Source organism: Pikeienuella sp., from assembly GCF_046290545.1.
Taxonomy (GTDB): domain Bacteria; phylum Pseudomonadota; class Alphaproteobacteria; order Rhodobacterales; family Rhodobacteraceae; genus Pikeienuella.
Map to the genome: position 1 here is coordinate 168,120 of NZ_JBKAGV010000007.1, position 22,988 is coordinate 191,107.

Here is a 22,988-nt window from a genome sequence, read left to right on the forward strand (position 1 = left end):
ACTGGAAAGCCGCTGATCGAGGCCGTGGGCCAGACCATCGAACCTGCGCCTGAAGGCCCGCCCCCGCTTGCGGCGCGCCCCGATTCCGCCGACGCTCCGCCCAAACCTCCCGGAGCCGCCCATGCTGAACCTGCCCCCCATCAACTACACCTCGCCCGAAATCCACGCCGCCGATGCGGAGCGTATCTTCGGGCGGACATGGCAGCTCCTCGGCCCTGCCTCCCGGCTCGACGAGCGGGGCGCCTATGTCGCGACGGAGATCGCGGGGCGGAAGGTCTTCGCGATCCGGACGCGGGAGGGGCTCCGCGCCTTCCGCAATGTCTGCCGCCATCGCGGCGCGCGGCTCCTGCCGGAGGGCACGGGGCGCTGCGCGACCATCCGCTGCCCCTATCACCAATGGGTCTGGAACGAGGACGGGACGCTCCTCAACGTCCCCTTCTGGGGCGACGACCCGGAATTCGACATGGCCGCCTGGCGGCTGGACGAGATCGCGCTGGAGATCTGGCGCGGGCTTCTCTTCGTCGCCATCGCGCCCGAGGGGCCGCTCGCTGCGCAGCTCGGCGCGGTTCCTGGCGAGCTCGAGAGCGAGCCGATCGAGCGCTATCGCTGGATGCGGGAGGAGCGGCTCGTCTTCGACGCCAACTGGAAGATCTACACGGACAATTTCGTGGAGGGATACCACATCCCCGGCATCCACCCCGCCTTTCACCGCGCCATCGAGTTCGACCGGTTCGAGACGACGGCGCATGACGGCATGGTGCGGATGAGCGCGCCGCCGCGGGAGGGCCTCTTCTATCGCGGCAAGTGGCTCTGGATGTGGCCGAACTGGACCCTCTCGCTCTTCGCCGGCGGCATGAACACCTCCCGCATCAACCCGATAGATCACCGGCGCACGGAGCTGATCTACAACTTCTACTTCGAGGACCTGTCGCCGGAGACGGAGGCCGCCCGCGAACAGACCATCGCGGACAATCTCGCCGTCGTGCGGGAGGATTTCGAGATCTGCCTCGCCACGCAGCAGAACTACGAGAGCGGCGGCTACCGCCCCGGCCCGCTCTCGCCCCGGCACGAGCGGGGCGTCGCCTATTTCCAGGAAAAGCTGCGGGAGGCCGGCGCGCTCTGAGTCAGGCGAACATCAGCCCGACACCGTAGGCCACGAGCCCGCAGAGCCCGCCGACGAGCAGCGTCTCCCCCACGCAGCGCGTCACCGTCTCGTTCGTCACCTTCCAGCGCAGGAGGCCGAGCGCGACGAGCGCGAGGACGGAGGCGGCGAGCGAGGCCTGGAAGGTCTCCGGGCTCGCCTCCGCCAGGAAATAGGGGATGAGCGGCGCCGCGCCGAAGAGGATGAAGGCGAGGAAGGTCGCGAGCCCGTTCATCGCCGGGCTGTCGCCCGAAGGGTCGGCCATGCCGATCTCGTATTGCATCATGAAGTCGGCCATGAACTCCGGATGGCGCTGGAGGATATCCGTCATCGCGACCGCATCCTCCTCGCTCACGCCCTTCTCGCGCAGGATCTCGATGGTCTCCCGCCGCTCCATCTCCGGATTCTCGGCGATCTCCTTCAGCTCCTTCGCGCGCGTGGCGTTGTAGACGTCCTGCTCCGAGCGGGAGGAGAGGAAGGCGCCGAGCCCCATCGCGGTTGCGTCCGCGAAGAGGTTGGCGAGCCCGAAAAGGAGCACGGCGACGCCGCCGACCGCCGCCGCCCCCTCCGCCCCGGCCCCCGCGAACCCGGCGACGATGGCGAAGGTGGTGACGATCCCGTCATTCCCGCCATAGACGATTTCCTTGAGGAATTCCTGCACCTTGCCGATGCGATGTTCATGCGTGAGATGATGCGAGAGGGCCTCGCTGCGGGCGGTTGTCATCTGGCTCTCCGTTCGGATGGCTGGCGAAGAGGGTAGGGCGTCCGCGCCCGCGGCGCCACGCGGTCAGATGTCCGAAAAGTCGCCGCCCCTTCCCTTGCCCGCGGCGAAGCGCCCTGCGCCCGCCGCGCCCTCCGCCTCGAACGCGCCGGCCGAGCGCCATTCGCGGGCAAAGGCCGCGCCCGGCGCAAGCGACCATTGGTCGAGCGCCACGCCCCGGTCCGCCCTCATGCAGGCTGAGGGGAACTGCGCGATCTCCGCCGCCAGCGCCTTCGCGGCGACGAGCGCGCCGCCCGGCGCCGCGAGCCGGTCCGCCAGCCCCCAGCCCTTCGCCTCCGCGGCCCCGATCTCCCGGCCGGTCAGGATGAGGTCGAGCGCGCGGCCCTGGCCGACGATGCGAGGCAGGCGGATCGCCCCGCCGTCGATCAGCGGAACGCCCCAGCGGCGGCAGAAGACGCCCATGAACGCGTCCTCCGCCATCACGCGAAGGTCGCACCAGAGCGCGAGCTCCATGCCACCCGCCACCGCCGGCCCCTCCACGGCGGCGATGACCGGCTTCGAGAGCCGGAGCCGCGTCGGCCCCATCGGTCCGGGCTTCGGCTGATCGAGGTCTTCCGGCGCGCGGATCGCAAGCGCCTCGAACCAGCCGGGGCCGACCCCGCCCGCCGCACGCTTCAGGTCGAACCCGGCGCAGAAGGCGCCGCCCGCGCCGGTGAGCACGGCGACCGCGGCCTCGCTTGTATCGAAGGCGAGGAACGCCTCGTAAAGCGCTGTCGCCGTTTCCGGATCGACCGCGTTGCGCGCCGCCGGGCGCTCGATGGTCACGATCCGGACCGGCCCTTCGTCCTCCACGATCACGCTCATGCCGCATCCTCCCGCCGCCAGACTAGGCGCAGCGGGCGGGGCGGGGAAGGGGCCTAGCCCCGCGGCGCGCGCGCCAGCCCGCGGAGCGCGGCGAGCGCGGGGACGGCGCCCGGCCCCTTTGGCAGGAGCGCGTAACAGGGCCGCCAGGCCGGGTCGAAGGAGGCCTTGAACGCCGCCAGCCCTTCGAAGCCCCGGCGCGCCGCGCCGATTTCCGCCGCGCGGCGAAGCGCGGGGGCGGCCGGGCCGGTCACGCCTTCGAGGCCGGAGAGCGGCGCCATGCAGAGGCTGAAGCGCCGCGCCCCCGCCGCCCGCGCCCGCCCGATCGCCGCGACGATCAGCGCCTGCATCGCGCCCTGCGGGGCCTCCGGCCCCGCGCGCATCAGGTCGATGGACCATTCGCCGCCATCGCCCGAGACCCAGAGGCTGAGGAAGGCGACCGCGCGCCCGCCCTCGTCCTGCGCCACGAGGATCGGGAAGCGGCGGAGCCAGCTCGGCTCGAACCGGCCGAGCGAGAAGCCCCGCTCGCCCCCGCCCTTCGCCGCGAGCCATGCGTCGCTGATCGCGCGAAGCGGGCCGAGCGGCGCCGCGCCGGGTTCATGGAAGGTGATGGAGAGCCCCGCGCCCTCCGCCTGCCGCACCTTGCGGCGGAGGCGCCGGCGGGAGGGGGCGGCGAGGTCGAAGCCGGCCGGGTCGATCATCGCCTCCCGCCCGATGCGGAAGGCGGCGAAGCCGGCTTCCCGCGCCAAAGCCGCCGCGCGCGGCCCGGCGCGATAGATCATCGCCCCCCGCCCGCGCCGCCGCGCCGCCCGCCGGAGCGCGGCGAAGGCCGCGGGCCAGGCCGCGACGGGCCCCTCCGGATCGCCGAGCGCGACGAGCCCGCGCCCCCGCGCGCCGACGAGAAGGAAAGCCGCGCCGTCCGCGCTGAAGAGCGCCTCCTTGTCCCCCAGATGGATCAGCGCCGCTTCCGCCCGCCGCGTCCGTGGCAGGGCGCCGGCGAGCCGGGGGTCGGGGGCCGCGCGTTCGACCCGCTGCGCGGAAAGCTCGGCGCGAAGCAGGAGCGCCCCGGCGGCGAGGCCGGGAAGGCCGTGGAAGAACACCCGGAACACGATCACCGCGGCGAGGATCGACTCGAGCGGCGCCTCCGGCAGCGCCGCGATCAGAACCCCCTCGAACACGCCGAAGCCCCCGGGCGTGTTGGAGAGAAGCCCCGCGGTCAGCGCCGCGAGATAGGCGACGAGCACGGCCTCGAAGGCCGTTCCCTCCGGCAGGAGCGCCCAGAGCGCGAAGGCCGCCGGCGCGACATCCGCCGCGGCGAGCGCGACGAAGGCGAGGCCGCACCCCGCGGCGCCGGCCCGCCGCCGGAGGAGGAGAAGGGCGCCGGCCGCCGCGAGGAGCGCGAGCGCCGCCGGCGCGTATCCGCCCTCGAAGCCCGGCGCGAGCGTCTCCAGCCGCGCCCGGGCCGAGGGGAGCAGGAGCGCGAGGATGAGCGCGAAGGCGCCGAGCCCGCCGAAGAAGCCGCCCGCGACGATGAGCGAGGCCTTCCCGGCCCGGACCGGCCCCAACCCCTCCCGCCGGAGCATCCGCCAGCGCGCCGCGCCGCCGACCAGCACGCCGAAGCCGAGGCACTGCCCGAGGCCGGAGGCGGTGAAGCCGACCGTGAGCGCGCGGCGGAGCCGCAGGCGCATCCCCACGGCGCCGAGCGCCAGAACGTCATAGCCCGCCACCGCGGCCCAGCTCAGCGCCGCCGCCGCCGCGGCGAGCGCGAGCGGCCCCGCGCCCGTCTCTCCCGCGATCCGCAGCGCGGCGGAAAGGTCCGCCGCCGCAATCCGGTCATGCAGGAGGCCTGCGACAAGCGCGAGAGACAGCGCGGCGAGCGCGGCCTGCGCGACGAGACGCGCGCGCTGACGCGGTCGAGGGGCGGATACCGCCGAAACAGAAACCATGCGACACACCCCGACCGACCGGCGGAACAGGGACAGAGGGATCGTCGGCGGCGCTGAACGAATTCTTAATCCGCCGCTCCCCTGTCCGCTCGATTTCGCGAAAAGCGGACAAGACGCGGGCGCGGCGAAGGGCTATGATGCGCGCCATGAAAGACCGAGACCTGAAAGACCCTGCCGGCCGGCACCCAGAAAAGGCGCACCGGGCCGACAACGCCTCCCCCCGCAAGCCGGACTGGATCCGGGTGAAGGCGCCGACCTCCGCGGGCTACCGCAAGACCCGCGACACGATCCGCGAGAATCGCCTGGTGACGGTCTGCGAGGAGGCCGGCTGCCCGAATGTCGGCGAGTGCTGGGCCCAGGGCCACGCCACGATGATGATCATGGGCGAGATCTGCACGCGCGGATGCACCTTCTGCAACGTCGCGACCGGGCGGCCTCAGGCGCTCGACGTGTTCGAGCCGGGCCGCGTCGCGCACGCGGTCGAAACCCTCGGCCTTTCCCATGTCGTCGTCACCTCGGTGGACAGGGACGACCTCGATGACGGCGGGGCCGAGCATTTCGCGCAGACGATCCGCGCCATCCGCCGCCGCGCGCCCGGAACGACGATCGAGGTGCTGACGCCCGACTTCCTGAAATGCCCGCCCTCCGCGCTGGAGACGGTCGTGGAGGCGCGGCCCGACGTCTTCAACCACAATCTCGAAACCGTGCCGGGGCTTTACCCCGAGGTGCGGCCCGGCGCGCGCTATTTCCACTCGCTGCGCGTTCTCCAGCGGGTGAAGGAGCTCGACCCGGCGATGTTCACCAAGTCCGGCCTCATGGTCGGGCTGGGGGAGGAGCGGCAGGCGGTGCTTCAGGTGATGGACGACATGCGCGCGGCGGATGTCGATTTCCTCACCATCGGGCAATATCTCCAGCCGACGCCGAAGCACCACGCCGTCGCCCGGTTCGTGACGCCGGATGAGTTCGCCTCCTATCAGCGGACGGCCTTCGCCAAGGGCTTCCTGATGGTCTCCGCCTCGCCGCTCACCCGGTCGAGCTACCATGCGGGGGATGACTTCGAGAGGCTGCGCGCCGCGCGGCTCGAACGGACGGGGGGCGCGTGACCCATACGCTCATCTCCCGCTGGTATCTGAAGCCGGGGCGCGAGGCGGAGGCGCGGGCGGCGCTCTCTTCGCTGGCGGAGGCGGTGCTCGCGGAGGAGCCGGGCACGCTGGCCTATCTCGTTCACGAACCCTGCGGCGCCTCTTTGCCCGCAGCTCCGGCCGGCGAGGTCACTTTCTATGAGGTCTATGCGGACGAGGCGGCGTTCTCGGCCCATGTCTCGGGCCCGGTCTTCACAGGGTTCCTGAAGCGTCATGGCGCGCTCTTCGAACAGAATTTCCCGCCCAATTCCGGCCCGTTCATGACGGTCTCGACCCTGAAGCGCGCGGCGGGTTTCGTGCGCCCGGGCTCGCCGGACGGAGCCGGATGAGCGCCGGGAGGAGACGATCCCGAATGCACGTCCGGTCTGGTATGCTGTCGTGGGGAAAGAGGAAACGGCCTTGAACGAGACCAACGAGAAACAGGACCCCGGCTATGTTGACGCCCGCGCGCTGCGCGAGACGATAGCGGCCCTGCGCGCCGCGCTGGAGGCGGAGGAGGCGCGGCGGCTTTCGGAAGTGCAGGCCGCGCAGGCCGCGGCGAGCGGGGAGATCGAGCAGCTGAAGGCGACGGCGCAGGCGCTCCGCGCCGCGATGGAGACGGCGTCCGCCGCGGCGGATGCGCGCCAGCAGGAACAGCGGCGCGAGGCGGCGGACGAGATGCAGCAGCTCAGGGACACGATCCAGTCCCTCCGCCTGCGGCTGGAGGAGGAGCGCGCCCGCGCCCAGGACCGGATGCAGGAGGAACGCTCCGCCTCCAACCGCGAGTTGCAGGACATGCGGGAGGCGGTGAACGCCCTCCGCGGGGAGATGGACCGGCAGACGCTGCGCCATGCCGAGGCGATGCAGGAGGCCTCCCGCATCCACCGCGGCGAGATCCAGGAGCTTCAGGCCACCATCGCCGCCCTGCGCGACCGGGCCGACAGGGAGAGGAGCCATGCCTGAGGATGCGGCGCCGAACCGGACCGGCGAGACGCATGAGGACCAGCTCAAGCATTTGAGGATGCTGCTGGACGTCTCCCGCAAGGTTGCGGCGCAGGACACGCTGGATACGGTGCTGGAGACGCTGATCGACCTCGCCGCGCAGGAGACGGGGGCCGAGCGCGGCACGCTCTTCCTCAACGACCCCACGACGGGCGAGCTCTTCAGCCGCGTCGCGCTCGGCATGCGCCGGCGCGAGATCCGCATCATGAACGACGAGGGCATCGCCGGCGCCGTCTTCCAGTCCGGAACCGGGGAGATCATCGAGAACGCCTACAAGGACGCGCGCTTCAACGACCAGGTGGACCGGGAGACGGGCTTCCGCACCCAGTCCATCCTCTGCGCCCCGATCCGCACGGCGAAGGACGAGATCATCGGCGTCGCCCAGATGCTGAACAAGGAGACGGGGCGCTTCACCCAGCGCGACCTCGACATCCTGCAGGGCATCACCACGCAATGCGCGATCACCCTGCAATCCATGCAACTCGTCGAGCGGATCGAGAAGAGCCGGGAGCGGGAGGTCGAATTCCTCAACATCATCTCGGAGATGACCTCGGAGCTGGAGCTGAACCGGCTGCTCAACAAGGTCATGTCCGAGGCGACGCGGATGCTGGACGCGGAGCGCTCCACGCTCTTCCTCAACGACGAGAAGACGGGCGAGCTCTTCTCCCATGTCGGCGCCGGGCTCGACAGTTTCGAGATCCGCCTGCCGAACACCGCCGGCATCGCCGGCACCGTGTTCTCGACCGGCAAGACGATCAACATCCCGCACGCCTATGCCGACCTCCGCTTCAACCCTTCCTTCGACCGGCAGACCGGCTTCTTCACCCGCTCCATCCTCTGCGTCCCGGTGGTGAACAAGCAGGGCAAGGTGATCGGCGTCACCCAGGTGCTGAACAAGCACGGCGGCCCCTTCGACGGGGAGGACGAGAGCCGCCTGAAGGCCTTCACCGCGCAGATCGCCATCGGCCTCGAGAACGCGAAGCTCTTCTCCGACGTGCAGATGATGAAGAACTACACCGACGCCATGCTCCAGAGCATGACGAACGGCGTCATCACCGTGGACCGGGACATGACGGTGCGAACCTGCAACGCCGCCGCCGCGCGGCTCATGGGCCGGACGCCGGAAAAGGTCGTCGGCGAGCCGGGCGAGGCGATCGGGGATGACAATCTCTGGCTGGTGGACCGGCTCCGCAAGGTGCTTGAGACGGGCGAGGGCGACATCATCATGGGCGTGGAGCTGGATTTCTTCGGCCGCTCCATCACCACCAACCTCACCATGCTGCCGCTGAAATCCGGCGAGGGCGATTTCCTCGGCGCGATGGTGATGATCGAGGACATCACGGCCGAGAAGCGCGTGAAGTCCACGCTCGCCCGCTACATGGACCCGAAACTGGCGGACCAGATGCTGGCCGAGGGCAGCCAGGACGAGATGCTCGGCGGGCGGGACACGATCGCCACCGTCCTCTTCTCCGATGTCCGCGGCTTCACCACGATCACGGAATCGCTCGGCGCGCAGGGCACGGTGAAGCTCCTCAACGAATATTTCGAGCTGATGGTGGACTGCATCTCCGCCCAGGGCGGCATGCTCGACAAGTTCATCGGCGACGCGATGATGGCCGCCTTCGGCATCCCCATCAGCCATGAGGACGACGAGGATCGCGCCGTCCGCGCCTCCGTCGCCATGCTCACCACGCTCCGCGACTGGAACGAGGCGCGCAAGCGGCGGGGCGAGCCGCCGGTCGACATGGGCATCGGCCTCAACACGGACAGCATCGTCGCCGGCAATATCGGCAGCCGGAAGCGGATGGACTATACGATGATCGGCGACGGCGTGAACCTCGCCGCCCGGCTCGAAAGCGCCTGCAAGACCTATCACGCCCGCATCCTCCTCTCCGAACACACGGTGAAGCGGCTGAAGGGCATCTACCGGCTGCGGGAGATCGACCGGGTGCAGGTGAAGGGCAAGACGAAGCCGGTCGATATCTACGAATGCCTCGACTATCACAGCGAGGAAAGCTTCCCGAACCTGATGGAGGCGGTCGGCCATTTCCGCGAGGGGGTGGACCGCTACCGCAAGCAGGACTGGAAGCGCGCCGTCCGCTCCTTCAAGGAGGCGCTGAAGGCCAACCCGCATGACGCGATGGCGACCGACTATATCGAGCGCTGCGCCCTGATGCAGGCCGAGCCGCCGGGCGAGGGGTGGGACGGCGTCTTCGTGATGAAGACGAAGTAAGCGGCGCCGCGCCTCAGGCGCGGAAGGCATGACGGCCGCATCGCATGACGGGATGGCGACCGCTCGTATCGGGCGCTGCGCGCCGCATCGGGCGGAGCCGCCGGGCGCGGAACCGGAGAATGTTCTCGCGATGGGGGCATTATCCCTTCAGCGCCACAAGCGCAGCGACCGCGCTCACCGCCCCGCATGGCGCAAGGCGGCCCCACGCCATACTGAGCGGCGCCCCTATTCTGGCCGAGCCGCTGGGCGCGGGGGCGGGGTGCGGCCTTCTTGATGAAGGCGGGAAGGACCCGCCGCGCCTCAGGCGGCAAGAGCGCGCCGGCCGCGATATCCGCGCGCCGCCGCGGGCGGAACCGGTTGACCCGATTGCGGCCAGCCGAGGCGGCTCATCCGGTCGCCGCCGGTGTCGGCGGAGGACCTTGGCGGGCGCTCCGGCCAAAGCGGGCGAGCGCTGCACCGAGCTGTGCGGCACGGCGTTTCCGCGTCGGCTATAACGTCGCCCCGCTCCCTGCGCAGCACAAAGGGCGTTGATGGTGCACAATCACCATTGATGCATCATGGGCGGAGATCATGCAGTGCCGGGCGCCTAAAGCCACTTGGCGACGCCGACTCCGCGGGAGTGCGGCGCGAATCTGATCGAGGCGCGGAAATCCGGGCCGGGAGGGCTGATCGCGTCAGGCCGCGCTTCGCCCTCGCCCGCCGCCTGCAAGGGCGGCCGCCGGCCCTATTCCTCGAACACCACCCGCCCGATATAGGGCAGGTTCCGGTTCCGCTGCGCATAGTCGATCCCGTAGCCGACGACGAACTCGTCCGGAATCTCGAATCCGGTGAAGCGCGCCTTCACCTCGACCTCCCGCCGCGCCGGCTTGTCGAGCAGCGCGCAGATTTCGAGCCGCGCGGGGCGCCGCGCGGCCAGAAGCTCCATCACGGCGGTGAGGGTGAAGCCGGTGTCCACGATGTCCTCCACCACCAGCACGTCCAGCCCCTCGATCGGCGCGCGAAGATCCTTCAGGATTCGAACTTCCCGGCTCGAACTGGTGCCGCTCTCGTAGGAAGAGGCCTCGATGAAGTCGATCTCCACCGGCAACGAGAGCCGCCGCGCGAGATCGGCGATGAAGATGAAGGAGCCGCGCAGCAGCCCGACCAGCACCAGCTTCTCCGTGCCTTCGAAATGCGCCTCGATCTCCGCCGCCATCTCGCCCACACGGGCGGAAATCTGCGCTTCGGAGATCATGATCTCGACCCGATGCGGCTTCATGCCCCGCCTCCCGCCTTGTTCCGGAAGGCACAATGGGAGAGGTTGCGCCCCGCCGCAACCGGGGGCCGAAGGGGAACGATGCCGACGCATGCCGAAAAACGGGTGATGCCGTACAGCGCGGAGGAGATGTATGCGCTGATCGCGGACGTGCCCGCCTATCCCGAATTCCTGCCCTGGTGCGCTGCGGCGCGCATCCGCGGCCGGCGGCAGACGGAGGGGGGCGAGGTGGTGGACGCCGACCTCGTGATCTCCTTCAAGCTCTTCCGCGAACGCTTCGGCAGCCGCGTCGTCCTCCGCCCGGAACAGCGGGAGATCGACGTCAGCTATCTCGACGGGCCCTTCCGCTATCTCGACAATCACTGGCGCTTCACGCCGGTGAGCGAGACGAGCTGCGAGGTCGATTTCTTCGTGGATTTCGAGTTCAAGTCCCGCACGCTGCAGGCGCTGATCGGCCTCGTCTTCGACGAGGCGATGCGGCGCATCGTGCGGGCCTTCGAGGGGCGGGCCGCCGCGCTCTACGGAAAGCGCTGAGCGCGGCGCCGCGTCAGATCGCGTAGTACGCGACGACCGCGACGAGGATCACGGCGGCCGCCGCGATCCCGGCGACGGGATAGAGCCCCCCGGCCTTCGGCTCGGAGAACGGCTCGCCCTGTTCGGGCTCCCGGTCTCTCAGGTTCAGCGGATTTTCCTTCGGGTCGATCATGGTCTTCTCCTGTCTACGGCGGCGCACGCCGGCTTCAGCGCCAGAGTCAGCGCTGGTCCGGCGCATCGGCGGCGAGGGTCGATTTCGGCGCTTCGGGGTCCTCGCGCCTGTCCCTCACGCGCTTCCGAGAGACGAAGGCGAAGCCGGCGAAGGCCGCGAGCGTTCCGAGCGCGAGGATCATCAGCAGCGTTTCTATGCTCATTGTCGGTCTCCTTGCGTTCGGGGTGAAACGCTTCGGCGCCGTGAGGGTTCCAATCCGCTCCGCTTTCCGGCGGGGCGGATTGACGCGCCGCCGCTCGACGCTTCTGTTTGGGGGCCATGGCGCAGCGCGTTGAAGACGAGAGACATGCCCCGACGGGAACCCGACCCGGCCCCGCCATCCCCCGCCGGCCCCGGACTTGATCCGGGGCCCCGCAGAACGAAGCGCCCAAACCGTCGAGGCCCCGGATCAAGTCCGGGGCGCTGAGAGAGCAGGAGAGGGCCGCTCCACCGGAGCGGAGAGCGGAAACCGGAGGCTGAAACAATCGATCACGGCTTTTTTCGTATATTATCAATGCTCCGAGGCCGATTTCCATGGAAATCCCCCGAAATCGCCCCTGAAACGGCCGAGTTGAGCGCCCTCAAACGGGCCCAACAAGCGCCAAGGCCGGAGCGAAGCGCCCCTCAACGCGCTCAAGCAGCCCAAAGGGCGGTAGCGCACAAGAAGCTCGCTCAAGCAGCCCGAAGGGCGGTAGCGCACAAGAAGCTCGCTCAAGCAGCCCGAAGGGCGGTAGCGCACTAAGAGAAAGAATGGCGCGCCCGAAGAGATTCGAACTCCTGACCCCCAGATTCGTAGTCTGGTGCTCTATCCAGCTGAGCTACGGGCGCCGCCGCGGCGCTTGTCGCGCCGGGATGCGCGTCTTTAACCGGGGCGGGCGCGGGTTGCAAGCGGGGGGAGGGCGGCTTTTCCCGTCCGGCGGATCGCTTCGAAAAGGATGTCCATGTCCTCCGCCCTTGTCCGGTGGTTGGTCACGTTCACGCGGATGGCGAGGCGGCCGCGGATCATCGTGGTCGAGGGGGCGGCGAGGCCGCCTTCCTGCAGGCGCATCACGATCTCCCGGTTGAGGATGTCAAGATCGCCCGCGAAGCCCGGGGGGGCCCAGCGGAGGCAGGCGATGTTGAGCGGGCAGGGGGCGAGAAGCTCGAAATCCTCCGCCGCCTCCGCGAGCCGGGCGAGCCGGGCGGCGCAGGCGACGTTCTCCGCGATCTTCTCCCCGATCCGGTTCAGCCCGTGCTCCTTCAGCGCGAACCAGACCTTCAGCGCGCGGAACCCGCGGGAAAGCTCGATCCCCATGTCGGAGGGCCAGGGCTTCCCCCCGCCGAGCCCGCGCGGCATCCCCGCCAGATAATCCGCACCCTGCCCGAAGGCTTCGAGCAGGGCGGAGCGCTCCCGCACCAGCACGGCCCCGGCGTCGTAGTTCACATGCGCCCATTTGTGGAAGTCGAAGGCGAGGCTCTCGGCCCGCTCCATCCCCTTCAGTCGCGGCGCCAGGGCGGGGGCGAGCGCGGCGAGCGCGCCGAAGGCGCCGTCCACATGGAGCCAGAGCCCCTCCTCCTCTGCGATGTCGGCGAGGGCGGAAAGATCGTCCGTCGCCCCGGTGTTCACCGTCGCCGCCGCGCCGACGAGGAGGAAGGGCAGGGCGCCCGCCTCCCTGTCCGCCCGGATCGCCTCGCGGAGCGGCTCGATCCGCATCCGGAAGTCGCCGTCCACGGGGATGAGCCGCAGCGCCTCCGTCCCGAGCCCGATCTGGTCAAAGGCGCGGGCGATGCAGGAATGCGACTCGGCGGAGGCGTAGCCGGTCAGCCGAGCCGCGCCGACTCCCCGCTTCCGCGCGCCGGGCGCCGCCCGCTCCCGCGCCGCGAGAAGGGCGAGGACGGTTCCCATCGACGTGCCGGAGAGAACGAGCCCGCCCGCGCCCTCCGGAAAGCCGAACGACTCCCGGCACCATTCGATGACCTGCCGCTCGACGAGGATCGCCGCATGGTCCCGCCCGCCGCAATTGGCGTTCATCGCGGCGGCGAGGATCTCCGCGATCAATCCGCCCGGCGTCCCAGACCCGTGGACCCAGCCGAAGAAGCGCGGGTGGGTGTTCCCGGTCGCGAAGGGCAGGATGTGTTCGAGCGCGGCCTCCGCCGCCGCCTCCGCCCCCGCGCCCTCCCAAGGAACGGGAGCGCGCAGCGCCGCACGCGCCTCCGGCGGCGTCTCGCGCCAGACGGGCCGCGCCACCGCGCCCTCCATATGGTCGAGCGTCGCCTCCAGCATCCGGCGCGCGAGGGCGCGGAAGGCCGGCCAGTCCTCCGGGTCGAGGCTCGGCGTCTCCCTCATGCCGGCAGCGCGGCGACGAGCCAGTGGAGCAGCGTCTCGATGGAATAGACGGGCAGCCCCGTCGCCTCCGCCACGGCGCGCTTGTAGGGCGGCATGTTCGTGCATTCGAAGAGGATCGCGCCGAGCTCCGGATGCGCCTTCTGGAAGGCCAGCGCGGCGGAGACCATGTCCGCCTCAGCCTGCGCCACGTCCAGCCGCTCCTCGTTCCCGAGGATCACACGCTGGAACTCGCAGCCCTCCGCCACGCCCCAGACCGGCATGTCCGCCGGGCATCCGGCGGCGGCGAGATGGGCGGGCGTGAGCGTCGCCGCCGAGATCGTGAGCGCGCCGACGCGGCGGCCGGGCGGAAGCGTCGCCTCGATCATGCGCGCCTGCATGAGCGAGGATGTGGCGACCGGGCAGGGCAGGGCGGCCGCAAGCTCCGCCTGGAAGAGAGAGAGGAAGCCGCAATTGGTGGTGATGAGCCGGCACCCTTCCTCCGCCAGCTCCCGCCCCGCCGTGATGAAGGGATCGAGCAGCCCGGGCGCGCCCCGCCGCACCACGAGGTCGGGCGAGGCGCCGCGCACGACGCGATAGCGGACGGGAAAGGGCCATGTCCGCGCATTGCCCATGTCGCCGGGGATGCGCGGAAATCGCGCCTCCAGCATCAGGACGCCCACATCGACGCCGTAAACCGCCTTGCCGCCCTTCGCGATCATCCCCGCCCCCTCTGTTGACGCGCGCCAGCTTTCCCCCGACGCTCTGCGAGGCGCAAGATTGGTGCTCGTTGATAATTTGTTGACAAATTGTGGATGACGCAGGATCGTCGCGCAAATGCAGGGAGATGCGGGTGGAGAAAGCGGGCGTTCATGTCGCGATCGTCGGTGCGGGGATCGTCGGGCTCTCCGCCGCCATATGGCTGCAGCGCGCCGGCGCCCGCGTGACGCTGGTGGACCGGGAAGGACCTGCAGCCGGGGCGAGCTACGGCAACGCCGGCCTGCTCGCCGCAGCCTCCATCGTGCCGGTGACGACGCCCGGGCTTCTCGCCAAGGTTCCGGGCATGCTGCTCGACCCGATGAAGCCGCTCTTTCTCCGCTGGTCCTATCTCCCGCGGCTCGCCCCGTTCCTGATGAGCTATCTCTCCCACGCGACGGGGCCGAAGGTGGAGCGGATCGCGGATGCGCTTGCGCTTCTTCTCGGCGATACGGTGGACCAGCATCTTTCGCTCGCCGCGGGCACGGGGGCGGAGCGGTTCATCCATCCCTGCGACTATCTTTTCGGCTATTCGAGCCGGAAGGACTACGAGGCGGACGCCTACGCCTGGCGCATTCGCCGCGCCCGCGGCTTCGCTTCCGAGGACATGGACGCTGATGCGCTCGCCGCCTATGACCCGGCGATCGCCGGCCGGTTCGGCTTCGCCGTGCGCTGCCCGGGCCACGGAAGGATTTCGGACCCGGGCGCCTACGCCCATGCGCTTCATGCGCATTTCACGGGGCAGGGGGGCGAAGCCCTCGTCGCCTCGGTCTCCGACATCCGGATGGAGGCGGGCAGGGCGGCCGCCCTTGTCACGGATCGGGGGGAGATCGCGGCCGATCATCTCGTCGTCACTGCCGGCGCATGGTCCGGCCCTCTGGCTAAGCGGCTCGGCGTTTCGATGCCGCTGGAGACGGAGCGGGGCTATCACATCGAGTTCGTCTCGCCCTCCTACATGCCGCGCGCGCCGGTGATGGTGGCGGCTGGCAAGTTCGTCGCCACCCCGATGGAGGGGCGTCTCCGCTGCGCCGGCGTCGTCGAGTTCGGGGGGCTGGACGCCGGCCCCTCGGAGGCGCCCTTCCGGATGATCGAGGCGAAGGCGAAGGCCGCCTTCCCCGATCTCCGCTATGAGCGGATCGACCGCTGGATGGGCCACCGCCCGGCGACGGCGGACAGCCTGCCTGTGATCGGGCGCTCGCCCGCGGCGGAGAATGTCTGGCTCGGCTATGGCCACCAGCATGTCGGTCTCACCGGGGGGCCGAAGACGGGCCGGTGGCTCGCCGGCCTGATCACGGGCGACCGGCCGAACGCCGACCTTTCCCCCTTTGCGCCCGACCGGCCCGCAAGGATGCATGCATGAAGACCAACAGGAGGACTGACAGATGAAGCCGATGAAGCTCGCCGCCCTCGCGGCCCTGATCGCCGCCCCCGCCGCGGCCGAAAACTGGGACATGCCGATGGCCTATCCCGATTCCAACTTCCACAGCCAGAACGGCAAGCTCTTCGCCGAGAAGGTCGCCGCCTGCACCGGCGGGGCGCTGACGATCACGATCCACGCCGGCGGCTCGCTCTTCGGCGGCGCGGACATCAAGCGCGCGGTGCAGACGGGGCAGGCCCCGATCGGGGAACGCCTCCTCTCCGCCCATGCGAACGAGGATCCGCTCTTCGGGGTGGACAGCGTGCCCTTCCTCGCCACGTCCTATGAGCAGAGCGACAAGCTCTGGGCCGCGACGAAGGACGCGATTGGCGAGGCGCTGGCGGAGCAGAACCTCGTGCTGCTCTATTCCGTGCCGTGGCCGCCGCAGGGATTCTACTTCAAGAAAGAGGTGGAAAACCTTGATGACATGGTAGGAACCAAGTTCCGCGCCTACAACGCCGCAACCGCAAAGCTGGCCGAGCTGACCAAGATGCTTCCCGTCCAGGTCGAAGCGGCGGAGCTGACGCAGGCGCTGGCGACGGGCGTCGCCGAGTCCTTCATCTCCTCGGGCTCGACGGGCGTGGACAGCAAGGTCTGGGAGCAGCTCACGCACTTCTACGACACGCAGGCCTGGCTGCCGCGCAACACCATTTTCGCCAACAAGGACGCCTTCGAGGCGCTGGACGAGAAGAGCCGCGGCTGCCTCCTCTCCGCTGCCGCCGAGGCGCAGGCGGAAGGCACGGCGACCTCCGCGGCGCTCGCGGACGGCTATCTGAAGACGCTGGCCGAAAACGGCATGAAGGTCTCCGCGCCGTCCGAGGCGCTGAAGGCCGGGCTCACCGAGGTCGGCGCGACGATGGCGGCGGACTGGAAGGCGGCGGCCGGCGAAAAGGGCGCCGCGCTGCTCGAAGCCTACAAGGCGCAGTAAGGGGCAGGGGCTCCTCGCCCCCTCCCGGCCGGGAGGGGGCGCTTCACGAAAGGGGATGGCGATGGCGCGGGCTGTCAGGCGCTTGCTGGACGGACTTTACCTTGCGGGCGGGATCGCGGGAGCGGGGTTTCTCGTCCTCATCCTTGTCATCATCGTCGCCCAGATGGTCGCGCGCTGGACGGGGCAGGTCTTTCCCGGCGCGACCGCCTATGCCGGCTATTGCATGGCGGCGGCCTCCGCATTGACCCTCGCCCATGCGCTGAACCGGGGGGCGCATATCCGCGTCACGCTCCTTCTCGGGCGGATGGGGCGCTGGCGGAAGGCGGGGGAGATCTGGGCGCATGTGATCGCTGCCGTTACGGCCACATTCTTCGCCCGATACGCGATCAATCTCGTCTACTGGTCCGAAAAGCTGAACGATATCAGCCAGGGACAGGATGCGACGCCGCTCTGGATCCCGCAGTTGGCGCTGGCCGCAGGAGCCTGCCTTCTTGCGATCGCCCTCTGGGATCACGTGATCCGGCTTGTCCTGACGGCGCATATGGGCGTCGCGGAGCCGGATGCGGCGGGGGCGCGGGAGTGATGGATCAGGTCGCGCTCACCGGAATCTTCCTTTTCGTCCTTTTCCTTCTGCTTGGCTCCGGCGTCTGGATCGGGCTCGCGCTCATGGGCGTCGCCTGGGTGGGGATGGAACTCTTCACCTCACGGCCTGCGGGCGACGCGATGCTGACCGTGATCTGGGCCTCCTCCTCCTCATGGACGCTGACAGCCCTTCCGCTCTTCATCTGGATGGGGGAAATCCTCTATAGAACAAGGCTTTCTGAGGACATGTTCCGCGGCCTCTCGCCCTGGCTTGCGAGGCTGCCCGGGGGGTTGCTACATACCAATGTCGTCGGTTGCACGATCTTCGCCGCCGTCTCCGGCTCCTCCGCCGCAACGCTCACGACTGTCGGCAAGATGTCGATCCCGGAGCTGCAGCGCCGCGGCTATCCCGATTTCATGACCTTCGGCACGCTGGCCGGCGCCGCGACGCTCGGGCTGATGATCCCGCCCTCGCTGACGCTCATCGTCTATGGCGTAACGATCAACGAATCCATCACGCAGCTCTTCATGGCGGGCGTCATCCCGGGCCTCGTGCTCGCTTCCATGTTCATGGCCTATATCGTTGCCTGGCATTATCTTTTCCCACGGCAGAGGCCCGAGGCGGAGCCGCGGATGCCGCTCGGGGAACGGCTCTGGAACTCACGCTTCCTGATCCCGGTGATCCTCCTCGTCCTCCTCGTGATCGGCTCGATGTATCTCGGCTTCGCGACAGCGACGGAGGCGGCGGCCTTCGGCGTGCTGGGCGCGCTCACCCTCGCCGCCGCGCAACGCTCCCTCACGATGGCGACCTTCTTCGAGAGCCTGATGGGCGCCGCGCGCACCTCCGCGATGATCGCGCTGATCCTGATGGGCGCGGCCTTCCTCTCGCTCTCGATGGGCTTCACCGGGCTGCCGCGCGCACTCGCCGCCTATATCGGCGCGCTGGAGCTTTCGCCCTTCACGCTGATCGTGGCGCTGACGCTGTTCTACATCGTGATCGGCATGTTCCTCGACGGGATCTCCTCCGTCGTCCTCACCATGGCGGTGGTCGAGCCGCTGGTGCGCGGGGCGGGGATCGACATGATCTGGTTCGGCATCTTCATCGTCGTCGTGGTGGAGATGGCGCAGATCACGCCGCCGATCGGCTTCAACCTCTTCGTCATGCAAGGGCTCACCCGGCGGGAGATCGGCTATATCGCGAAGACTGCGTTGCCGATGTTCGCGATCATGGTCGTGATGGTCTTCATCCTCTACGCCGCGCCGGAACTGGCGACATGGCTGCCGGAGCAGTTGCGCAACCGGCCATAGGGCGCGTGCTGCGGGGGAGCAGCGCCCTCGCGCACACCCATTCCCCGCATAATGAATATTATGTCAAGTAAAGGCGGGGCCGGCGAGCGTCACGTAATCCGCGCCGAAGCGGCGCTCCATCCGCTCGAATACGGCGTCCGGCGCAGAAACCTCCACGGTCACGCCGCTTTCCCCGTCCTCCCGCGCGCGGAGATCGGCGTGGCGATAGAGCCAGGCCAGCGCCTCGCCAGCGCCTGGCGTCAGCCGCAGCCGGCGCACGCTGTCCGCCGCGCCAAGCCGTTCGCGGAGCGTCTCGAGCAACGCACCAACGCCATCGCCGGTGACGGCGGAAAGCGCGATCTCGCCGGGCCGCCGCGCGGATTGCTCGATCAGCGCGGCGCGCGCGTCGGCTTCCAGCAGGTCGATCTTGTTATGAACGGTCAGGACGCGGCCGAGCCGTTCCTCGCCGAGCCCGAGCGCGCGCAGCGTCTCCGTCACGTCCTCGTCCTGCGCGGCGGCGTCCGGCGTGGCGGCGTCGCGGACATGGATCACGATGTCGGCCTCCAGCACCTCCTCAAGCGTCGCGCGGAAGGCGGCGATGAGCTGGGTCGGCAGGTCGGCGATGAAGCCCACCGTATCCGAGAGGATGATCCGCCGTCCGCCGGGCAGATCGACAACGCGCATCGTCGGGTCCAGCGTCGCGAAGAGCATGTCCTTCGCGAAGACGCTGGCGCCGGTCAACCGATTGAAGAGCGTGGACTTTCCGGCGTTGGTATAGCCGACGAACGCGACCGTGGGAAACGGCGTCCGCTCCCGCGCGCCGCGATGGAGCTCCCGCGTCCGCACAGTCTTTTCGAGCGCGCGGCGGATGCGGATCATGCGTTCGTCCAGCGCCCGCCGGTCCGCCTCGATCTGCGTCTCGCCGGGGCCGCCGACGAAGCCGAGCCCGCCGCGCTGCCGTTCGAGGTGGGTCCAGGAGCGGACGAGCCGGCCGCGCTGGTATTCGAGATGGGCCAGTTCGACCTGCAATGCGCCTTCGCGCGTGCGCGCCCGCTCCCCGAAGATTTCGAGGATCAGGCCCGTCCGGTCCAATATCTTGACCTTCCAGGCCTTTTCGAGGTTCTGCTGCTGCTTCGGCGTGATAGGCCCGTTGATGATGACGAGCTCCGCCTCCGCCTCCGCGATGGCGGCGCCGAGCGTCTCCACCCTGCCCGAGCCGAACAGCCAGCCGGCCCGCGGCTGGTTGAGCGTCACCGGCTCCGCGCCGACTAGGTCGAGGTCGAGCGCGGCGGCGAGGCTCACCGCCTCTGCGAGCTGGGTCGGAACATCACGAAGCCGCGCGCCGGGCGCGCGGATCTCCGGATGGATGACGAAAGCGCGGGTGCGCGGGGCTTCAGCCAGCGTCTTCCCCTTCGTAGAGCGTGATCGGCTGCGATGGCATCACCGTCGATATCGCGTGCTTGTACACGAGTTGCGACTGCCCGTCACGCCGCAGAAGGACGCAGAAATTATCGAACCAGGTGATGACGCCCTGGAGCTTCACCCCGTTCACAAGGAAGGTTGTGACCGGAATCTTGTTCTTGCGCACATGGTTGAGGAATGCGTCCTGCAGGTTCTGCTTGTCTCCGGCCATTTTTGGGTCCTTCTTTTTTCGCCTGTTTCAGCACCGGTCTTGCGGGCGGCGGCCTGCCTGCCCGTGGCGTCAATGTGTGCGCTGCGGCGCAGCATTTCCAGTGCTATTTGCAGGGAGCGCAGCGAAACGGGCGCCTCAGCGCCAGGTTTCCGCATTCATCATTGCGATGAGCGCCAGAATCTCGACCCGCCCCACGATCATCGCGACGACGAGCACGCCCCGCGCCTCGGGCGTGAGGGATGTGAGCCAGGAGCCCCCGGTCATCGTCTGGAAGAGCGGGCCGGTATTCGAAATCGCCGCCACGGCGGCCGCGAGGCCGGGCTCGAAGGCGACGCCGGTCAGGCTTACGCCCAGCATGGCGAAGGCGAGCGCGATGATGAAGAGCATGACGAAGACCCAGGCGATCTGCGCGCCCTCTCGCCTCAGGCCGCGTCGCCCCTCCTTCGCCCCCTGGATCGAGGAGGGGCGGACGAGCCGCTCCAGCTCTCGCGCGCCGTGGCGGTAGAGCGCGTAGGCGCGCAGCAGCTTGATCCCGCCGGCGGTCGTCGCCACGCCGCCGCCCATGACGGCGAGCCCGAGGAGGACGAGCGCCGGATTGTCGAGCCCGCTCCAGGCGCGGGCGGCCGCCCAGTCCGCCGAATGATAGCCGGTCGTCGTCGCGAAGGAGAGCGTGGTGAAGAGCGCGCCCCAGAAGGCGCGAAAGGCGCCCTGCCCCGCGCCGTCCTCAAGGTCGAGAACGCCGAGCCAGTGGCGGAGGTGAAACCAGAGCGTCACCGTCAGCACCACGGCGGCGAGCAGCCGCAATTCCGGGTCCGTCCGCATCGCGCGGAACTCGAAGGGCGGCCGCCCGGTTCCGCCATAGGTGTGCCGCGTGACCGCGAGGACGAGCGCCGCCGCCGCGACCAGCTCGCCCGAGAACCCGGAGGCGGCGAAGGCCGGCCCGTCCGAGACGCGCACGCCGCTGGTGGACATGAGGCCGACCGCCCCGGCGAAGGCCTCCAGCGGCGCATGGCCGAGCGCGGAGAAGATCAGGGAAAGCGCGAGGATGAGCCCGGCATAAACCGGCAGGACCGAGCGGACCGCGGCCGAGAGCCTGTCCCCCGCCGCCTCCACAGGCCGCCCCCCGGCCCAGACCGGGTCGCCCGCCAGCCGGCCGATCGCCGTGCTCCGGCCCTGGTCGGCCCGGACCTCAAATCCGCCGAGGCTCCGCGGCGCGAGAAGCGCCCAGGCCATCGCCAGCGCGACGAAGCCCCCGAAGCCGGCGACGAGCACACGCCAGAGCCGGATCGCCGCGCTCGTCTCGCCGAGCCGGTCGAACACCGTCGCCCCCGTCGTCGTCATCATCGAGACCATCTCGAAATAGGCCCCCTCGAAGGCAAGGAACGGCGCGGCGGCGGCGACCGGCGCCGCGGCTGCGACCGGGCAGAGCGCGAGGATGGCGAGGAGGGTCAGGAATTCGCCCGAGGCAGGAGCTTCCCGCCCGTCCGCCCGCCGGCGCATCGCCACCGAAAGGAGGAAACCGGCGGCGAGCGTGACGAGGGCGCTGTAGCCGAAGGCGGCGGCCCCTGCCCCGTCCCCCTCCGCCCATGCCAGCGCGGCCGGCGCCGCCATCATCGCCCCGAGCGCGATGAGCGCGAGGCCGAAAACGGGGGCGCCCCGCCAGCGCATGTCAGAAGAAGTCTACGGAGACGCGGAACAGCTCCTCGATCTGCCGCACCCGGCGCGACAGCGCGAAGATCACCACGCGGTCATCCGCGTTCAGCACGAGGTCGCCCTGCGGCAGCTTCACGACGCCGCCGGAAAGCACGGCTCCGACCACGGACCCGTCGGGAAAGCCGGCGTCCCGCAGCCGCTTTCCGGCGATTGGCGAGGTCGAGAGGATCTGCGCCTCCAGCACCTCGGCCTCGCCATCCCCCACCACATGGACGGCGCGCACGCGGCCGCGGCGCACATGACGGAGGATCGTCGATACGGTCGTCGTCTGGGGGTTCAGCGTCACGTCCACGCCGATCCGCCCGGCGAGATTGGCGAGCGCGGCCTCCTTCGCCAGCGCGATGGTGAGGCCGCATCCCGCCTGCTTGCAGAGCGCGGCGGAGAGGAGGTTCACCCGGTCGTCATCCGTCAGCGTGATGACCGCCTCGGCCTGGCCGACCTTCGCCTCCTCCAGAATGTCGGGCGCGAGCCCGTCCCCGTGCAGAACGATGGCGCTGTTCAGCCGGTCCGCCGCATGTTCGGCGCGCTGGCGGTTGCGCTCGATCATCCGCACGCGGATGTCCGGCGCCGTCGTCTCCAGCAACTGCGCGACCTCGAGGCCGACATTGCCCGCGCCGATCAGGACGACGTTGCGGACCGGTTTCCGCTCGCCGACGAAGATCGCGATGGTCCGGTCGAGATCGGCGGCTGTGGAAAGGACATGGACGAGGTCGCCGGCCTTCAGCTGGTCGTCCGGCTCCGCCGCGCGGAGCTTTCCGTCGCGCCGGTAGGCGAGGACCTGGGCCGAAAGCGTGCTGAAAAGCTCGGTGAGCTGGCGGAGCGGCGTGTTCAGCACCGCGCAATCCGGCGGCAGCGCCATCGCAACGATGGAGACCGCGCCGTCAAGAAAGGTCGAGAGGTCGAAGGCCGAGGGCTTCTTGAGACGGCTGACGGCGACGCGGGCGACCTCCGTCTCGGGCGAGATTATGACGTCGATGGGCATGTGATCCCGCCGGAAGAGGTCCGACCAGCGGGTTTCGAGATAGCCCTTGGCGCGGACGCGGGCGATCTTCTGCGGGATGTTGAACTCCGAATGGGCGACCTGGCAGGCGATCATGTTCACCTCGTCCACCTGGGTGGCTGCGATGATCATGTCCGCATCCTCGGCGCCCGCGCGCTCCTGCACGTCCGGATGCGCGGCGTGCCCGACGACGCCGGAAACATCGAGCCGGTCCGTCACCTTGCGGACAAGATCGGGGTTGAGGTCGATCACGGTGACCGAATGCCCCTCCTCCGAGAGGCGGAGCGCGATCTGCCCGCCCACCTGGCCCGCGCCGCAGATGATGATCTTCATCGTCGCCCCCGT

Annotated in this window: 22 protein-coding genes and 1 tRNA gene; 10 read left to right on the plus strand and 13 right to left on the minus strand. The window is 69.6% G+C overall.

What is annotated here, in order from left to right; all coding sequences use genetic code 11:
* The first annotated feature begins 121 nt into the window (after nt 1-121).
* Nucleotides 122-1,123 carry an aromatic ring-hydroxylating oxygenase subunit alpha gene (locus ACE37J_RS05870; RefSeq protein ID WP_409708499.1) on the plus strand — a complete coding sequence of 334 codons (1,002 nt, stop codon included), beginning with the start codon at nt 122-124 and terminating at the stop codon, nt 1,121-1,123.
* 1 nt (nt 1,124) lies between these two features.
* Here the strand turns inward: ACE37J_RS05870 and ACE37J_RS05875 are convergent, their stop codons facing one another.
* From ACE37J_RS05875 to ACE37J_RS05885, 3 genes are all read right to left on the minus strand, one after another.
* Nucleotides 1,125-1,865 (minus strand): VIT1/CCC1 transporter family protein, encoded by a 741-nt coding sequence (locus ACE37J_RS05875; RefSeq protein WP_409708502.1) that lies wholly within the window; start codon nt 1,863-1,865, stop codon nt 1,125-1,127.
* 63 nt (nt 1,866-1,928) lie between these two features.
* A complete protein-coding gene (locus ACE37J_RS05880) occupies nt 1,929-2,726 on the minus strand; it encodes a crotonase/enoyl-CoA hydratase family protein (RefSeq protein WP_409708505.1) in 798 nt (265 codons plus the stop codon).
* Nucleotides 2,727-2,779: 53 nt separating this feature from the next.
* On the minus strand, nt 2,780-4,669 hold the full coding sequence (locus ACE37J_RS05885; protein WP_409708508.1) for a phosphatidylglycerol lysyltransferase domain-containing protein: 1,890 nt from the start codon (nt 4,667-4,669) through the stop codon (nt 2,780-2,782).
* A gap of 146 nt (nt 4,670-4,815) precedes the next feature.
* Between ACE37J_RS05885 and lipA the strand changes: the two genes are divergently transcribed.
* From lipA to ACE37J_RS05905, 4 genes are all read left to right on the plus strand, one after another.
* Nucleotides 4,816-5,772, plus strand: coding sequence for a lipoyl synthase (gene lipA, locus ACE37J_RS05890; protein WP_409708511.1), 957 nt, complete (start codon nt 4,816-4,818; stop codon nt 5,770-5,772).
* Nucleotides 5,769-6,140, plus strand: coding sequence for a putative quinol monooxygenase (locus tag ACE37J_RS05895; RefSeq protein ID WP_409708514.1), 372 nt, complete (start codon nt 5,769-5,771; stop codon nt 6,138-6,140). Before lipA ends, ACE37J_RS05895 begins: the two co-directional genes overlap by 4 nt.
* Before the next feature lie 70 nt (nt 6,141-6,210).
* A complete protein-coding gene (locus ACE37J_RS05900) occupies nt 6,211-6,753 on the plus strand; it encodes a hypothetical protein (RefSeq protein ID WP_409708517.1) in 543 nt (180 codons plus the stop codon).
* Nucleotides 6,746-9,025 (plus strand): GAF domain-containing protein, encoded by a 2,280-nt coding sequence (locus ACE37J_RS05905; protein ID WP_409708520.1) that lies wholly within the window; start codon nt 6,746-6,748, stop codon nt 9,023-9,025. Before ACE37J_RS05900 ends, ACE37J_RS05905 begins: the two co-directional genes overlap by 8 nt.
* A gap of 724 nt (nt 9,026-9,749) precedes the next feature.
* Here ACE37J_RS05905 and hpt read toward each other — a convergent pair.
* A complete protein-coding gene (hpt, locus tag ACE37J_RS05910) occupies nt 9,750-10,283 on the minus strand; it encodes a hypoxanthine phosphoribosyltransferase (protein ID WP_409708523.1) in 534 nt (177 codons plus the stop codon).
* A 78-nt stretch (nt 10,284-10,361) separates the two neighbouring features.
* On the opposite strand from hpt, the gene ACE37J_RS05915 reads away from it, so the two are divergent.
* Nucleotides 10,362-10,814 (plus strand): type II toxin-antitoxin system RatA family toxin, encoded by a 453-nt coding sequence (locus tag ACE37J_RS05915; protein ID WP_409708526.1) that lies wholly within the window; start codon nt 10,362-10,364, stop codon nt 10,812-10,814.
* Nucleotides 10,815-10,827: 13 nt separating this feature from the next.
* Here the strand turns inward: ACE37J_RS05915 and ACE37J_RS05920 are convergent, their stop codons facing one another.
* The 5 genes from ACE37J_RS05920 to ACE37J_RS05940 form a co-directional block, all read right to left on the minus strand.
* Nucleotides 10,828-10,986 (minus strand): hypothetical protein, encoded by a 159-nt coding sequence (locus ACE37J_RS05920; protein WP_409708529.1) that lies wholly within the window; start codon nt 10,984-10,986, stop codon nt 10,828-10,830.
* A gap of 46 nt (nt 10,987-11,032) precedes the next feature.
* Nucleotides 11,033-11,188: a hypothetical protein gene (locus ACE37J_RS05925; RefSeq protein WP_409708532.1), complete on the minus strand. Its 156-nt coding sequence runs from the start codon at nt 11,186-11,188 to the stop codon at nt 11,033-11,035.
* 588 nt (nt 11,189-11,776) lie between these two features.
* A tRNA-Arg gene (locus tag ACE37J_RS05930) sits at nt 11,777-11,853 on the minus strand.
* 34 nt (nt 11,854-11,887) lie between these two features.
* Nucleotides 11,888-13,351 carry a pyridoxal phosphate-dependent decarboxylase family protein gene (locus ACE37J_RS05935; protein ID WP_409708535.1) on the minus strand — a complete coding sequence of 488 codons (1,464 nt, stop codon included), beginning with the start codon at nt 13,349-13,351 and terminating at the stop codon, nt 11,888-11,890.
* Nucleotides 13,348-14,049 (minus strand): aspartate/glutamate racemase family protein, encoded by a 702-nt coding sequence (locus tag ACE37J_RS05940; protein WP_409708538.1) that lies wholly within the window; start codon nt 14,047-14,049, stop codon nt 13,348-13,350. The genes ACE37J_RS05935 and ACE37J_RS05940 overlap by 4 nt, the downstream gene beginning before the upstream one ends.
* A gap of 131 nt (nt 14,050-14,180) precedes the next feature.
* Between ACE37J_RS05940 and ACE37J_RS05945 the strand changes: the two genes are divergently transcribed.
* From ACE37J_RS05945 to ACE37J_RS05960, 4 genes are read left to right on the plus strand one after another with little or no spacing between them, the layout of a single operon-like run.
* Nucleotides 14,181-15,443 (plus strand): NAD(P)/FAD-dependent oxidoreductase, encoded by a 1,263-nt coding sequence (locus tag ACE37J_RS05945; protein WP_409708541.1) that lies wholly within the window; start codon nt 14,181-14,183, stop codon nt 15,441-15,443.
* Nucleotides 15,444-15,465: 22 nt separating this feature from the next.
* Nucleotides 15,466-16,428 (plus strand): TRAP transporter substrate-binding protein, encoded by a 963-nt coding sequence (locus tag ACE37J_RS05950; RefSeq protein ID WP_409708544.1) that lies wholly within the window; start codon nt 15,466-15,468, stop codon nt 16,426-16,428.
* Nucleotides 16,429-16,483: 55 nt separating this feature from the next.
* The gene (locus tag ACE37J_RS05955; protein WP_409708547.1) at nt 16,484-17,011 is read left to right on the plus strand and encodes a TRAP transporter small permease; all 528 of its coding nucleotides are present in this window, start codon (nt 16,484-16,486) and stop codon (nt 17,009-17,011) included.
* The gene (locus ACE37J_RS05960) at nt 17,011-18,318 is read left to right on the plus strand and encodes a TRAP transporter large permease (RefSeq protein WP_409708550.1); all 1,308 of its coding nucleotides are present in this window, start codon (nt 17,011-17,013) and stop codon (nt 18,316-18,318) included. The genes ACE37J_RS05955 and ACE37J_RS05960 overlap by 1 nt, the downstream gene beginning before the upstream one ends.
* 63 nt (nt 18,319-18,381) lie before the next feature.
* On the opposite strand, the gene hflX is transcribed toward ACE37J_RS05960, so the two are convergent.
* The 4 genes from hflX to trkA form a co-directional block, all read right to left on the minus strand.
* On the minus strand, nt 18,382-19,698 hold the full coding sequence (gene hflX, locus ACE37J_RS05965; protein WP_409708696.1) for a GTPase HflX: 1,317 nt from the start codon (nt 19,696-19,698) through the stop codon (nt 18,382-18,384).
* A complete protein-coding gene (hfq, locus tag ACE37J_RS05970) occupies nt 19,691-19,930 on the minus strand; it encodes an RNA chaperone Hfq (RefSeq protein ID WP_409708553.1) in 240 nt (79 codons plus the stop codon). The genes hflX and hfq overlap by 8 nt, the downstream gene beginning before the upstream one ends.
* Nucleotides 19,931-20,065: 135 nt before the next feature.
* Entirely contained in the window at nt 20,066-21,598 is a 1,533-nt protein-coding gene (locus ACE37J_RS05975) for a potassium transporter TrkG (protein ID WP_409708556.1), read from the minus strand.
* Between the two features lies 1 nt (nt 21,599).
* Nucleotides 21,600-22,976, minus strand: coding sequence for a Trk system potassium transporter TrkA (gene trkA, locus ACE37J_RS05980; RefSeq protein WP_409708559.1), 1,377 nt, complete (start codon nt 22,974-22,976; stop codon nt 21,600-21,602).
* Between the last annotated feature and the right edge of the window lie 12 nt (nt 22,977-22,988).

What these genes read in the sequence shown, in the direction of transcription:
- ACE37J_RS05975 (WP_409708556.1), bottom strand. Translation starts at nt 21,598, where the DNA reads ATGCGCTGGCGGGGCGCCCCCGTTTTCGGCCTCGCGCTCATCGCGCTC.
- trkA (WP_409708559.1), bottom strand. Translation starts at nt 22,976, where the DNA reads ATGAAGATCATCATCTGCGGCGCGGGCCAGGTGGGCGGGCAGATCGCG.
- ACE37J_RS05935 (WP_409708535.1), bottom strand. Translation starts at nt 13,351, where the DNA reads ATGAGGGAGACGCCGAGCCTCGACCCGGAGGACTGGCCGGCCTTCCGC.
- ACE37J_RS05950 (WP_409708544.1), top strand. Translation starts at nt 15,466, where the DNA reads ATGAAGCCGATGAAGCTCGCCGCCCTCGCGGCCCTGATCGCCGCCCCC.
- ACE37J_RS05880 (WP_409708505.1), bottom strand. Translation starts at nt 2,726, where the DNA reads ATGAGCGTGATCGTGGAGGACGAAGGGCCGGTCCGGATCGTGACCATC.
- ACE37J_RS05955 (WP_409708547.1), top strand. Translation starts at nt 16,484, where the DNA reads ATGGCGATGGCGCGGGCTGTCAGGCGCTTGCTGGACGGACTTTACCTT.
- ACE37J_RS05920 (WP_409708529.1), bottom strand. Translation starts at nt 10,986, where the DNA reads ATGATCGACCCGAAGGAAAATCCGCTGAACCTGAGAGACCGGGAGCCC.
- ACE37J_RS05875 (WP_409708502.1), bottom strand. Translation starts at nt 1,865, where the DNA reads ATGACAACCGCCCGCAGCGAGGCCCTCTCGCATCATCTCACGCATGAA.
- ACE37J_RS05870 (WP_409708499.1), top strand. Translation starts at nt 122, where the DNA reads ATGCTGAACCTGCCCCCCATCAACTACACCTCGCCCGAAATCCACGCC.
- ACE37J_RS05925 (WP_409708532.1), bottom strand. Translation starts at nt 11,188, where the DNA reads ATGAGCATAGAAACGCTGCTGATGATCCTCGCGCTCGGAACGCTCGCG.
- hpt (WP_409708523.1), bottom strand. Translation starts at nt 10,283, where the DNA reads ATGAAGCCGCATCGGGTCGAGATCATGATCTCCGAAGCGCAGATTTCC.
- ACE37J_RS05885 (WP_409708508.1), bottom strand. Translation starts at nt 4,669, where the DNA reads ATGGTTTCTGTTTCGGCGGTATCCGCCCCTCGACCGCGTCAGCGCGCG.
- ACE37J_RS05940 (WP_409708538.1), bottom strand. Translation starts at nt 14,049, where the DNA reads ATGATCGCGAAGGGCGGCAAGGCGGTTTACGGCGTCGATGTGGGCGTC.
- ACE37J_RS05915 (WP_409708526.1), top strand. Translation starts at nt 10,362, where the DNA reads ATGCCGACGCATGCCGAAAAACGGGTGATGCCGTACAGCGCGGAGGAG.
- lipA (WP_409708511.1), top strand. Translation starts at nt 4,816, where the DNA reads ATGAAAGACCGAGACCTGAAAGACCCTGCCGGCCGGCACCCAGAAAAG.
- ACE37J_RS05960 (WP_409708550.1), top strand. Translation starts at nt 17,011, where the DNA reads ATGGATCAGGTCGCGCTCACCGGAATCTTCCTTTTCGTCCTTTTCCTT.
- hfq (WP_409708553.1), bottom strand. Translation starts at nt 19,930, where the DNA reads ATGGCCGGAGACAAGCAGAACCTGCAGGACGCATTCCTCAACCATGTG.
- ACE37J_RS05905 (WP_409708520.1), top strand. Translation starts at nt 6,746, where the DNA reads ATGCCTGAGGATGCGGCGCCGAACCGGACCGGCGAGACGCATGAGGAC.